The organism is Rhizobium sp. 25PS6 (assembly GCF_032464655.1).
In the GTDB taxonomy this organism is placed as follows: Bacteria; Pseudomonadota; Alphaproteobacteria; order Rhizobiales; family Rhizobiaceae; genus Rhizobium; species Rhizobium laguerreae.
Genome location: NZ_JAWDIV010000008.1, coordinates 173,132 through 185,892, shown reverse-complemented (window position 1 = coordinate 185,892; position 12,761 = coordinate 173,132). Strand labels below are relative to the sequence as shown.

General features: G+C 63.4%; 6 protein-coding genes. 4 read left to right on the top strand and 2 right to left on the bottom strand.

All coding sequences use genetic code 11. The features are described from left to right. Positions 1 to 120: 120 nt before the first annotated feature. Positions 121 to 861, top strand: a complete 741-nt coding sequence (locus tag RWK44_RS13790; RefSeq protein WP_221999192.1) for a TetR/AcrR family transcriptional regulator — start codon at positions 121 to 123, stop codon at positions 859 to 861. 27 nt (positions 862 to 888) lie between these two features. On the opposite strand, the gene RWK44_RS13785 is transcribed toward RWK44_RS13790, so the two are convergent. Then, on the bottom strand, positions 889 to 1,329 hold the full coding sequence (locus RWK44_RS13785) for a response regulator (protein WP_026265589.1): 441 nt from the start codon (positions 1,327 to 1,329) through the stop codon (positions 889 to 891). A 229-nt stretch (positions 1,330 to 1,558) separates the two neighbouring features. Then, positions 1,559 to 2,263 carry a peptide-methionine (S)-S-oxide reductase MsrA gene (msrA, locus tag RWK44_RS13780; RefSeq protein ID WP_131662446.1) on the bottom strand — a complete coding sequence of 235 codons (705 nt, stop codon included), beginning with the start codon at positions 2,261 to 2,263 and terminating at the stop codon, positions 1,559 to 1,561. Between the two features lie 198 nt (positions 2,264 to 2,461). Here msrA and RWK44_RS13775 point away from each other — a divergent pair, with 198 nt between their 5' ends. The 3 genes from RWK44_RS13775 to treY all read left to right on the top strand — a co-directional run bounded on the left by RWK44_RS13775 (position 2,462) and on the right by treY (position 12,718). Further along, positions 2,462 to 7,927 carry an alpha-2-macroglobulin family protein gene (locus RWK44_RS13775; RefSeq protein WP_316028953.1) on the top strand — a complete coding sequence of 1,822 codons (5,466 nt, stop codon included), beginning with the start codon at positions 2,462 to 2,464 and terminating at the stop codon, positions 7,925 to 7,927. Continuing rightward, on the top strand, positions 7,927 to 10,005 hold the full coding sequence (gene pbpC, locus RWK44_RS13770; RefSeq protein WP_316028952.1) for a penicillin-binding protein 1C: 2,079 nt from the start codon (positions 7,927 to 7,929) through the stop codon (positions 10,003 to 10,005). The genes RWK44_RS13775 and pbpC overlap by 1 nt, the downstream gene beginning before the upstream one ends. Before the next feature lie 103 nt (positions 10,006 to 10,108). Then, the gene (gene treY, locus RWK44_RS13765) at positions 10,109 to 12,718 is read left to right on the top strand and encodes a malto-oligosyltrehalose synthase (protein WP_316028951.1); all 2,610 of its coding nucleotides are present in this window, start codon (positions 10,109 to 10,111) and stop codon (positions 12,716 to 12,718) included. Positions 12,719 to 12,761 lie beyond the last annotated feature (43 nt).

Sequence of the window (12,761 nt, the reverse complement as noted above, 5' to 3'; positions counted from 1 at the left end):
TCGGGCCGATGCGCGGTTTCAATGATGATCGTTCGCGCGAAGACGAAGTTGGGAGCTCATATCTCAGCGGCGAACCAGGAGTGTCAACAAATTTGGACACTGATGTAAAAATAGACGCCATTGTCTAAAACGTCAAGACGTCTTATCTTCGCTCTCATGAAAGATCGCATGACACCGGCAGTCCGGATGACGGGGCATACGCAGCGTGGACAATGCGCCAAGCGCATGTCGATCCTTGATGCCGCGGCCGACGTATTCTGCCGCCAGGGTTTTGCCGGCGCCAGCATCGACGAGATCGCCGCCGTCGCCTGTGTCTCGCGCCAGACGATCTACAATCACTATCGCGAGAAGGAAACGCTGTTCGTCGCCGTCGTCGAAGACGTCATGAACCGCGCCAATGCCATGCTCTTCTCCGTGCTGTCCACCTTTCCGGCTAACGCCGACAATCTGGAGGACGAACTGACGGCGTTTGCCGTGCGCCTCAACAAGAACTGCATCTGCAACCACGACGGAAAATTCCTGCGCAAGCTGGTGCAGACCGAGGGCGAGCGATATCCGCACCTCTTCGAAAGCTGGCGCCAGCAGGGGCCGGGCAAGCTGACCACGGCACTTTCCGCACTTTTCGCCAGGCTTGCTCACAACGGCACGCTCGTCATCGACGATTTCGACGTCGCCGCGAGACAGTTCGTGGCGCTCGGCAATGCCGATCTGCAGATGATGATCCTTCTCGGCGGCACGCCCACCGACGAAGAACTGGAAAAGGCGGCGCGCAACGCCGTCCACACCTTTCTCAAGGCCTATGGCAGGCCGGACGCAGAAAAGGCTGGCCATCCGCGGCAGCTCGCAGCCATATCCGGCTGATCAGGCCCTTACGATCAGGCAGTCCGATCAGGCAAAGACCGTCATTTGTGAGGGTACGACCGCGAACATGCCGACACGGCGCGCGGCAAGATATTTCACCAGCTGTTCGACAACCGAAGGCATGACCGGCTTCTGAACCACACCGACCGCGCCCTTCACGCCGTCAGCCACCACTTCGGGATTGCCGGTCATGAAGACGACGGCAATGCCATGCTCCTGCGCCAGCCGCCGGCCGATCTCAGGCCCGGTCGGTCCGTCGGCGAGATTGACGTCGACAAAAGCAATGTCGGCAAGCGGCGCCAGCCGCAGCGCCTGTTCGCGATCATTCGCAAGGCCGGCAACCTGCATGCCCATGCCTTCCACCGTCGCCTCGAGATCGAGCGCGATCAGGAATTCATCTTCGACGATCAACACTCTCTGTTTCATGAGATCATCTCGTTGCCAGCGCCGCACGACATTGGTGGCCATGATACGTCCCCTTGGTTACGCATAACTCGAAAGAGGTATCCGCTCCGGCAGTCTATCCGACGCGAAACTCATGGCAGTAACGGGCAAGTCGACGATATGTTCCGCGGTGGAACGCCGAATTTTATATTTAAGATATTGTTAACGTTGATAAATCCTTAATTGCATAAAGCTGATACGAAAAAAGGCGACACCATCGCCGTCCCGCTAAAACCAGCACCGACAGGGTTAATCAGCCCTTGACCTTCATCACCAGGACCGGTTTGCCGCGGTAGTCGGCGGGAAACAGCGACTTCAGGTTCTCGATTTTCGGCAGGTCGTTGTAGACGATATAGGGATAGGTCGGATTGAGCGTCAGGAAATCCTGGTGATAGGCTTCGGCCGGATAGAAGCCCGTGGTTTCAGACACTTTGGTGACGATCGGCTGCGGGAAGACATGCGTGTTGTCGAGCTGGCTGATATAATTCTCGGCGACCTTGCGCTGCTCTGGATCGGTAACGAACAGCGCCGAACGGTACTGCGTTCCCCGATCCGGACCCTGAAAATTCAGCTGGGTCGGGTTGTGCGCCACCGAGAAGAAGATCTGCAGCAACTTGCCGTAGGTGACCTGTTTCGGGTCGAATTTCACCTGGACGGCTTCGGCATGGCCCGTCGAGCCGGTGCTGACGGTTTCGTATTGCGCCGTTTTAGCGTCGCCGCCCGCATAACCGGAGACGGCGCTCTCGACACCCTTCACATGCTGGAAGACGCCCTGGACACCCCAGAAACAGCCGCCGGCGAAAATGGCAGTCTCAGTGCCTGAGCCGGCCGCCTCGTCGACGGCTGGTGGCGGGATGACGACGGCGTCCTCGGCCGCGCCTGCGCCACTCGCACCGAGCGAGAAAACAACGGCGGCAAAGAGCGCGGCAAGGCTCCTGCGGTGGAACGACGTGGACATCACGTTACCTCCTGTGATCGCCCAAATCCTTGCTCATCCTTGCAAAACTCGCAAATCACAAGCCGGTCACTCACGCCGATGTGACCGCCAGACGAAAGCGCCTGTGTGAAGATGAAACAGCGTTCAACTTGAGTTGACAATCTCGTGAGGAGTGAGGACAGTGCCCGCCGGTCAGAGCCAGCATTCCGGGGGGAACCTATGTCCGTGCGCTCGTTCTTTGCTTTCGCCACAATCGCATTTTCCATGATCGCCGTCAGTTTTCCCGCAGCCGCTGCGGATACCAAGCGCGACATCCAGACGATCAAGGACGCCGATTTCTTCGGCTTTGATCTTCGCACCGAACAGAACGTCTCGCTCGATCAGTGCAAGACCTCCTGCATCGGCGACAGGAGCTGCAAGGCCTTCACCTACAATCCCAAGGTGAAATGGTGCTTCCTCAAATCCGATTTCAAGACGATGAACGCCTTCCCCGGCGCTATCGCCGGCAAGATCGTCGAAACGGCCGGCCAGCAGGAGCGGGATATAGGTGCTGCGCCGCGCCTGACCTTCCTGAGCAACGATCTCATCCAGCAGGCCCATGACTTCAAGGACAACCTCGCGCTCGCCGACGACCAGCAGGGCCAGGGCGTCGACAGCCTGACGGCCAATGCCCGCCTCGACCTTACCGCCAACAACCTCGCCGACGCGCTGAAGTCCTTCCATGGCGCGCTGTCGATCACACCTGACGACGCCGATCTCTGGCTTGAAACCGCCCGCGCCGCCGCATCGCTCGGCAGCGCCGAGAGCAACACGAGCGGCCAGGCCGTGCTCGACGCGCTGAACGGCTACGAGCTGACTCGCACCAAGCCCAAGCGCGCCGAGGCGCTCGCCGTCCTCGCCGACGCCCTGGACCGAAACGCCAATTACCGTCCGGCGCTCGACGCCTACAAGGCGAGCCTGGCGCTGGTTGCCTCCGAAGATGTGCAGACCGCCTACCTGCAGCTGAAATCGACGCAGGGCTTCCGCATCACCGAACACACGGTCGATGCCGACAGCGCCACGCCGCGGGCCTGCGTCACCTTCTCGGAAGCGCTCGTCAAGACCACCGACTACACGCCCTTCGTGACGCTGAACGGCGAAGCGCCGAAGGCGCTGGAAACCAAGAACAAGCAGATCTGCGTCGAGGGGCTGACGCATGGCCAGACCTACAAGATCGGCTTCCGTACCGGCCTGCCATCCGCCGTCGACGAGGTGCTGGAAGCACCTGTCAGCATCGACGTCTATATCAAGGACCGCAGCCAGATGGTGCGCTTCACCGGCGACAGCTTCGTGCTGCCGTCGACGGCGCGCCGCGGCATTCCGATCGTTTCGGTCAACATGACCTCGGCAAACCTCAAACTCTACCGCCTCGGCGATCGCGCCATCGCGCCGCTGCTGACCAATTCGCAATTCCTGTCCCAGCTCGACGGCTACAGCGCCCAGAACATTCAGGACCAGAGCGGCGAACTCGTCTGGCAGGGCTCGATCGACATCGCCAACGAACTCAACAAGGACATCGTCACCAGTTTTCCGGTCAACGAGGCGCTGCCCGAGCGCAAGCCCGGCATTTACGTGATGACCGCAACGGCGGCGAACGGCCCCGCGCAGGAGTGGAATTCGCAGGCGACGCAATGGTTCCTGGTCTCCGATATCGGCGTCACCACCTATGCCGGCACGGACGGGCTCAACGTCTTCACCCGCTCGCTCGCTTCGGCCAAGCCGATCGCAGGCGTCGAGCTGCAGCTGCTCGCCAAGAACAATGAAGTGCTCGGCACCGCGACGACCGACGAAAACGGCCGCGCCACCTTCACCGCCGGCCTGATCCGCGGCACGGCGGCGCTGACGCCGGCCGTCATTGCCGCCAGGAACGGGACCTCGGACTACGTCTTCCTCGACATGACGCGCGCCGGCTTCGACCTTTCCGACCGCGGCGTGACGGGTCGCGCGGCACCCGGCGCGATCGACGTGCTGACGTTTACCGAACGCGGCATCTACCGCGCCGGCGAGACGGTGCATGCGCAGTCGCTCGCCCGCGACACCGATGGCAACGCCATCGAGAACCTGCCGCTCACCTTCATCTTCAGCCGCCCGGACGGTGTCGAGGACCGGCGCATCGTCAGCCAGACCAGCAATCTCGGCGGCTATACCGTCGATTTCCCGACCCAGGAAAACGCCATGCGCGGCACCTGGACCATGAACATCTATACCGATCCCAAGGGCAGCGCGATCGCCACTAAGAGTTTCCTCGTCGACGATTTCGTGCCCGATCGCACCGACATGGAGATCAAGACCGAGGCCAAGGAAGTCGGTCCGGACACGCCGGCGACGATCACAGTTTCGGGCAAATATCTCTACGGCGCCCCGGCCGCCGGCCTGACGCTCGAAGGCGACGTCGTCGTCAAGCCGACGCGCGAGAGTGCTGCCTATAAGGGCTTCCTCTTCGGGCTTGCCGACGAAGAAGCGAGCGAGGATTCGCGCCAGCCGATCGACGGCCTGCCGGAACTCGACGAGAATGGCGAAGCCTCGACGGATCTCACCATCAGCGAACTGCCGGCAACGACGCAACTGCTGAACGCCACCGTCTATATGCGCATGCAGGAGGCGGGCGGGCGCGCCATCGAGCGGTCCTTGACCATTCCGGTGAAGAACGAGCGCGCGTCGATCGGCATCAAGCCGGAATTTTCCGACGACCTGCCGGAGAACGCGATCGCCAATTTCACGGTGATCAGCGTGAATGCCGACGGGCAGAAGCAGGAGGCGAAGGGCCTGCGCTGGAAATTCTACAGCCTCAACCGACAATACCAGTGGTATCGCGAGGGAACGGCCTGGAAATACGAGCCGGTCTATACCGCCGAGCAGGTCTCCAACGGCAGCGTCGATGCGACGATGGACGGCGGCAAGATCTCCGTGCCGGTGGGCTGGGGCCGCTATCGCCTCGAAGTGGAAAGCCCCGATGCCGACGGTCCGACCTCCAGCGTCGAATTCGACGCCGGCTGGTTCGTGAGCTCGACCTCGACCGAAACACCCGACGGGCTGGAAATCGCCCTCGACAAGGACAGCTACAAGATCGGCGACACCGCCAAGCTGAAAGTCACCTCGCGCCATGGCGGCGAGCTGATGGTGACGGCGGGAACCGAAAAGCTGGTTGCCGTACAGAACGCCACGATCGGCGAGACCGGCGGCGAGATCGACATCCCCGTCACGGCTGATTGGGGTGCCGGTGCCTATGTGACCGCCACGCTCTTCCGTCCCGGCGACGCCCAGGACAGCCACATGCCGATGCGCTCGATCGGCATCAAATGGCTGAAAGTCGACCCCGAACAGCGCGCGCTCCAGGTAACGCTCGACACACCCGAAAAGATGTTGCCGCGCGGGCCACTAAACATTGGCCTGCAGGTGGCGGGTGCCGGCGCCAACGAGGATGCCTATGTGACGGTTGCCGCGGTCGATGTCGGCATTCTCAACCTGACGCGCTACGAACCGCCGAACCCGGAGGACTGGTATTTCGGCCAGCGCCAGCTCGGCCTTGAAATCCGCGACCTCTATGGCCGCCTGATCGACGGCTCGTTGGGTGCGACCGGCAAGCTCCGGACCGGCGGCGATGGCGGTGCCATCGCGCTGCAGGCAAGCCCGCCGACGCAGAAGCTCGTCGCCTTCTTCTCCGGGCCGGTGAAGCTCGACGCCGAAGGCAAGGCCAATGTCTCCTTCGACATCCCGCAGTTCAACGGCACGGCGCGCGTCATGGCGGTCGCCTGGTCGAAATCAGGCGTTGGCCACGGCGTCAAGGATGTCATCATCCGCGATCCCGTCGTGGTGACCGCAAGCCTGCCGAAGTTCCTCTCGCCTGGCGACAAGGCCAATCTGCGCCTCGACATCGCCAACACCGATGCACCGGCCGGCGACTATAAACTGCAGCTGACCGGCAATGACGCGGTCGGCATCGAGCAGGCATCCGCCTCGCAGACGATCCGCCTCGAGGCCGGCGCGAAATCCGAGCTGACGCTTTCGCTCATCGGCAAACAGCCGGGCGCCGGCAGCGTCTCGATCAACCTCTCCGACGCCTCCGGCCTTTCGCTCGACCAGACTGTCGACCTGCCAGTGCGCCCGGCCTCCTTGCCGATCACCGAGCGGCGGGTGCTGGCGCTGAAGCCGGGGGCAAAGCTCACCGTAGACAAGAACCTGCTTGCCGACAGCGTGCTGCCCGGCGCCTCGATCAGCGTCAACGTCACCCGTTCGGCCGCCTTCGACATCCCGGCACTCCTGATGACGCTCGACCGCTATCCCCTCGGCTGCGCCGAGCAGACCACCAGTCGGGCGCTGCCGCTCCTCTACCTCGCCGAGGTGGCGAAGCAGGCCGGCATGGCAAACGATGATGATGTGAAGAAGCGCGTGCAGGATGCGATCTACCGCGTGCTCTCCTATCAGGCCTCGGCCGGCAGCTTCGGCCTCTGGGGACCGGATTCGGGCGATGTCTGGCTCGATTCCTACGTCACCGATTTCCTGACGCGGGCTCGCGAAATGAAATATGATGTGCCGGAAAGGGCTTTCGTGCAGGCGCTCGAAAACCTTCAGAACACGCTGTCCTACACCACCGACATCAAGGGCCAGGGCGACCAGATCGCCTATGCCGTCTACGTCCTTGCCCGCAACAAGAAGGCGGCGATCAGCGATCTGCGCTATTATGCCGATACGATGATCAACGACTTCCCGACACCGCTCGCCAAGGCGCATATCGCCGCCGCACTGGCGCTCTACGGCGACGCGCAGCGTTCGAAGACCATTTTCCTCGACGCGCTGCAGATGTCGGAGCAATCGATGGTGTCGCGCGTGAACCTGTCGCGCACCGATTACGGCACGATCCTGCGCGACGGCGCCGCGATCCTGGCGCTTGCCGCCGAAAGCCGGCCGGTGCCGCCCGTCATCCCGGAACTCGCCAAGGCGGTCGGCAAGGAATGGCAGCGCAGCAAATACAAGAGCACGCAGGAAGAGACCTGGATGCTGCTTGCTGCGCGCGCCATCCAGGGCGGTGACGATGGCCTCAAGGTCGATGTCAATGGCGCCGCACACACCGGTGCCTATATGGCACGCATGACCGGCGATGCCCTGGCTGACCATCCGCTGACGCTGACCAACCAGACCAACGACACGGTTTCGGCTGTGGTCACCACCGTTGCCGCCCCGACAGTGCCGCTGCCGGCCGGCGGCGACGGCTTCATCATCGAGCGGACCTATTACACGCTCGACGGCGAGCAGGCGAATGTGAGCGAGGCGAAGCAGAACGAACGCTACGTCGTCGTCATCCATGTGCGCGAAACCAATGACTGGCCGTCGCGCATCGTCATCACCGACCTTCTGCCGGCCGGTTTCGAGATCGACAATCCTAACCTCGTCGACAGCGCCCAGATGGCGAATTTCGACTGGATCGGCGAGATCTCCGCTGCCCATACCGAATTCCGCTACGACCGCTTCGTCGCCGCCTTCAACCGTGCAGCCGGCGACAACCGCGAATTCAACGTCGCCTATGTCGTGCGCGCCGTCACCCCCGGCACCTACGACCATCCGGCCGCAAACGTCGAGGATATGTACCGGCCGGAGCTTTCGGCCCGCACGGCGACAGGCAAGATGGAGGTCGTGACGGCGCAGTAATGAGACGGCGGCACAAGTTTGCAATCGGATCCGTGGCCGGCATCCTTCTTGCCGGCACGGCTCTCTTTGCGCTCGATGCCGCCGACAAGGCCTACCCGCCGCCACTGGACAGGGCGAATGCCGTCTCCGCCGAAGTGCTGGATGCCGATGGGCAATTGTTACGTGCGTTTGCGACGTCGGAAGGCCGATGGCGGCTGAAGACGACCGTCCTCGAGGTCGATCCGCAATTCCTGCGCATGCTGATCGCCTATGAGGATCAGCGTTTCCATGACCATGGCGGCGTCGACCCCTGGGCGCTCGGGCGTGCCGCCATGCAATTGGTCAGCAACGGCCGCATCGTTTCCGGCGCCTCGACGCTATCGATGCAGGTAGCGCGGCTGATCGAGCCGCGCGAAGGGCGCTCGCTTTCGGCAAAGCTCTTGCAATTGGTGCGCGCCGTGCAGATCGAGCGGCGGCTGTCGAAGGAAGAGATCCTCGACCTCTATCTGACGCATGCGCCCTATGGCGGCAATCTGGAAGGCGTGCGCGCCGCAAGCCTTGCCTATTTCGGCAAGGAACCGCGGCGCCTGACGGTCGCCGAGGCCGCGCTGCTCGTCGCCCTGCCGCAATTGCCGGAACGGCGCCGGCCGGACCGCAATCTCAAGGCAGCCGAGGCCGCGCGCAAGCGTGTGCTCGACCGCGTCGCGGTCGCCGAGGCCGTTGGCGACGGCGAAGCGGAGCGGGCCGAGGGTGTCGCGGTCCCACCGCGGCGCATGCAGTTGCCGGCACTTGCCGCCCATGTCGCCGAAGCCGCACTGCGCAAGGAGCCAACGGTTCTCAAGCATCAGACGACGCTGAAGAAACAGGTGCAGCAGGGGCTGGAGGCGGTTGCGCGGGCAGCGGCCATGAAGCTCGGGCCGAAGCTTTCTCTCGCCATGATAATGGCCGACGCGCAGACTGGCGCGATCGTCGGCGAGGTCGGCTCGGCCGATTATTTCGACGCCAGCCGCTCCGGCTGGATCGACATGACGCGCGTCAATCGCTCGCCGGGCTCGACGTTGAAGCCCTTCATTTACGGGCTCGCCTTCGAGCAGGGCTTGGTATCGCAGGAGACGATGATCGAAGACCGGCCCGCCGATTTCTTCGGTTATCGGCCGCGCAATTTCGACATGAGCTACCAGGGCGACGTCACCGTGCGCGAGGCGCTGCAGCTTTCGCTGAACGTGCCTGCTGTCAAGCTGCTCGATGCCGTCGGGCCGTCGCGGCTGATGGTGCGCTTCCGCCGCGCCGAAGTGCGCCCGGTCCTGCCGCCGAATGAGGCGCCGGGGCTTGCGATCGGGCTTGGCGGCGTCGGCATCACCCTGAAGGATCTGGTGCAACTCTATACGGCGCTCGCCAATCGCGGCCAGCCGGTTAGGCTCGGCGACGGCGTCACCGGCGCACCGGCCAAGCTCGACGGCGAACCGCTGCTGGAGCCGGTCGCGGTCTGGAACGTCGCCGATATTCTCTCCGGCGTCATTCCCCCCGCCGGCGCGCCGCAGCGCGGCATCGCCTACAAGACCGGCACGAGCTACGGCTACCGCGACGCCTGGTCGGTCGGCTATGATGGCCGCTATGTGCTCGGCGTCTGGGTCGGACGGCCCGACAATAGCGCCGTGCCGGGCTTGACCGGTTATGGTACCGCAGCACCCATCCTGTTTGAAGGTTTCGCCAAATCAGGCATCGCGACGACGCCGCTGCCACGCCCGCCTGCCGGCGCCGTGCGCATCGCCCAGTCCGAGCTGCCGATCAGTCAGCGGCGTTTCGCACTCAATGCCAGCGGCCTGCTCGCCTCCGGCCGCGAGGCCGCACCGCAGATCATCTATCCGCCCGAAGGCGCGCATGTAGATCTTGGCGCTGGGCAAGGCAACCTGTCACCCCTAATGCTGAAGCTTCAGGGCGGCCGCGCGCCGTTCCGCTGGCTTGCCAACGGCAAGCCGCTGCCCGACCTCTCCCGCCGGCGCACCCAGCAATGGCTGCCGGATGGCGCCGGCTACTCGAAACTGACCGTCATCGACTCGGCCGGACGCGCCGCAAGCGTCGGCGTTTTCATCGACTAAAGCACCGTTCCTTGCGCGTCTGAAAGGACCCGCTGCGCGGTAAGGGAACAAAAGCCGCGCTGCAACCGTTGGGGACAATCTCCTTCCAACGTCAGACGGCCCCATGACACTTCCGACAGCGACCTACCGGATACAATTCCGCAACGGCATGACCTTCGATCGCGCCTGCGACCTCGTCCCCTACCTGAAGACGCTCGGCATCAGCCACCTCTACGCCTCTCCGATCTTCACCGCCGTCAGCGGCTCGACCCACGGCTATGACGTGACAGACGCCAACGAGATCGACCCGGCGCTCGGCGGCCGGGCAGGATTCGAACGGCTGGCGGAAAGCCTCGCCTCCGCAGGCATGGGGTTGATCCTCGACATCGTTCCGAACCACATGGCGGCCTCGCCGGAAAACGGCTGGTGGCGCGACGTGCTGACATTTGGCCGGCAAAGCGCCTATTTCAGTCATTTCGACATCGACTGGAGCGAGCCGCTGACCCTGCCGCAGCTCGGCCAGGATTTCGAGGGAGCACTGGCCAACGGCGAACTGCGCATCGCACTCGACGAAACGCACGGCAATTTCGCCTTCGGTTATTTCGAAACGCTGTTGCCGCTGAACCCCGGGAGTTACGGGGCGATTGCAAACCGGCTCGACGATCCAGTCGCCACCAGAATGGCGGAGGCTGCGGCCGCGATCTCCGGCGAGGATTTCAACCGCGCGATGCGTGATATCCTCTTCGAGGGCGGCGATCGGGCCATGCTCCGGCACAAACTCAAAGACGCCTCCTTAGATCGCGATTTCATCAGAAGCCTACATGAGGCACAGCATTGGCGGCTGACCCATTGGAAGGAGGCGGCACGACATCTGAGCTATCGCCGCTTTTTCGAGGTGACCGGACTGGTCGGCACCCGCGTCGAAGATCCCCCCGTGTTCGAGGACATGCACCGGCTGGTGATCGAGCTGGTGCGCCACGGCAAGGTGGAGGGCTTGCGCATCGACCATGTCGACGGGCTCGCCGAACCCAGGGCCTATCTCGACAGGCTGCGGGAGGCGTCCGGACCGGACACCTATATCGTCGTGGAAAAGATCCTTGGCGCCGGTGAGGTCCTGCCGGAGAGCTGGCCGGTCGCCGGCACCACGGGATATGAATTCATCGCCGCACTGAGCGAGCTGTTCATCGACGGCGGCGGTCTGCGCATATTGGACGATGCCTATCGCAGCATCGCCGGCGAAACGGGCAATCTCGATGAGGGCCGGCGGATTGCCAAGCGACTGATGGTCGAACGCAATTTCGCCGGCGAAACCGACAGGCTGGTGTCGATCGCGGCAGGCATCTTTCCCGAGGTGAAAAGAGACGAGATCGCTACCGCCCTCAGCGAACTGCTGATCGCCTTTCCCGTCTACCGCACCTATGGCGACGGCGGTCCGCTTTCCTGGCAGGATTCAGCGGTGCTTGCGGCGACCGCCTCGCAAGCCATGGCGCAGCTCGACGACCGGCGAGCATGCGACCATGTGCTGAAGCTTCTCGAAGGCAAGGTCGAAGGTGACGCGGCCCACGACTTCCGTATCCGCTTCCAGCAATTGAGCGGGCCGGTGATGGCGAAGGCGACGGAGGACACGTTGTTTTACCGCTATAACAGGCTGCTTGCCGCAAACGAAGTCGGCGGCGAACCGGGCAAGGCGCCAGGCGGCCCGGAAGAATTCCACCGCCGCATGGCCGAGCGGGCGCGGCTGCAGCCGCATGGGCTTTCGGCAAGCGCCACCCACGACACCAAACGCGGCGAGGATACGCGGGCAAGGCTTTATGCCCTGAGCGAAGGCGCCGATGTTTTTGCCCAGGCGGTCGAGCGGTGGCGCGAAATGAACCGGCCGTGGTTGAAGGATCTGCCGGATGGCGCAGCGCCGGAGCCGAATGTCGAATGGATGCTCTATCAGGCTCTGGCCGGCATCTGGCCGGAGGATTTCGACAGAGCACAGACAGAAGAACTCCGCGAACGCTTCACCGATTACGCGGTCAAGTCGGTGCGCGAGGCGAAACTGCGCAGCGGCTGGACGGAACAGGATGCCGCCTACGAGGAAGCGGTCGCCACCTATGCCGCGGCACTGGTCTCGCCTGACAATGACGTCTTCCTCGAGGATTTCGAAACGGTGCTGCAGCCCTTCATCGCGGCGGGTTACCTCAACAGCCTGTCGCAGACCCTGCTCAAGCTGACGGCTCCCGGCATTCCCGATATCTACCAGGGTGCGGAGGGCTTCGATTTCAGCCTCGTCGATCCCGACAACCGCCGGCCGGTCGATCATCAGCGGCTGACGGCCTGGCTTGATGAAGCCGGGCCGATCGCCAAGCTGCAGGCCGCAGCGTTGAAGCAGCGCCTCGTCGGGATCGGCCTGCAGTTGCGCCAGCGGCACGCAGACCTCTTTGCTGGAGGCGACTATCTGCCGCTGAAGGTGACGGGCAACCGGCGCGACCATGTGCTTGCTTTTGCCCGGGTGCATAAGGGTGATTTCGCCATCATCGCGGCGCCGCGGCTGATGTTCGGCTGGCTCGATCCAGGCGTGCTCTTCGCCGGTCCGGAATTCTGGGAGGATACGGCGATTGCCGTCCCCTCCCCGCTTCACGGGCTGAAGGCCGATCTGGTGACCGGAAAGACGATCGAGCCCGGTGGCAGCATTTCGGTCGCCACACTGCTCGGGAGCCAGCCGGTCGGGCTGATCACCCCGATCTGAAGATCAGCCGCCGCAAAAATCGAGTCCATGAAAATAGTGCTTG

Excerpts from the sequence above, each read along its gene's own strand:
- RWK44_RS13785 (WP_026265589.1), bottom strand. The coding sequence starts at position 1,329 with ATGGCCACCAATGTCGTGCGGCGCTGGCAACGAGATGATCTCATGAAA.
- msrA (WP_131662446.1), bottom strand. The coding sequence starts at position 2,263 with ATGTCCACGTCGTTCCACCGCAGGAGCCTTGCCGCGCTCTTTGCCGCC.
- RWK44_RS13775 (WP_316028953.1), top strand. The coding sequence starts at position 2,462 with ATGTCCGTGCGCTCGTTCTTTGCTTTCGCCACAATCGCATTTTCCATG.
- pbpC (WP_316028952.1), top strand. The coding sequence starts at position 7,927 with ATGAGACGGCGGCACAAGTTTGCAATCGGATCCGTGGCCGGCATCCTT.
- treY (WP_316028951.1), top strand. The coding sequence starts at position 10,109 with ATGACACTTCCGACAGCGACCTACCGGATACAATTCCGCAACGGCATG.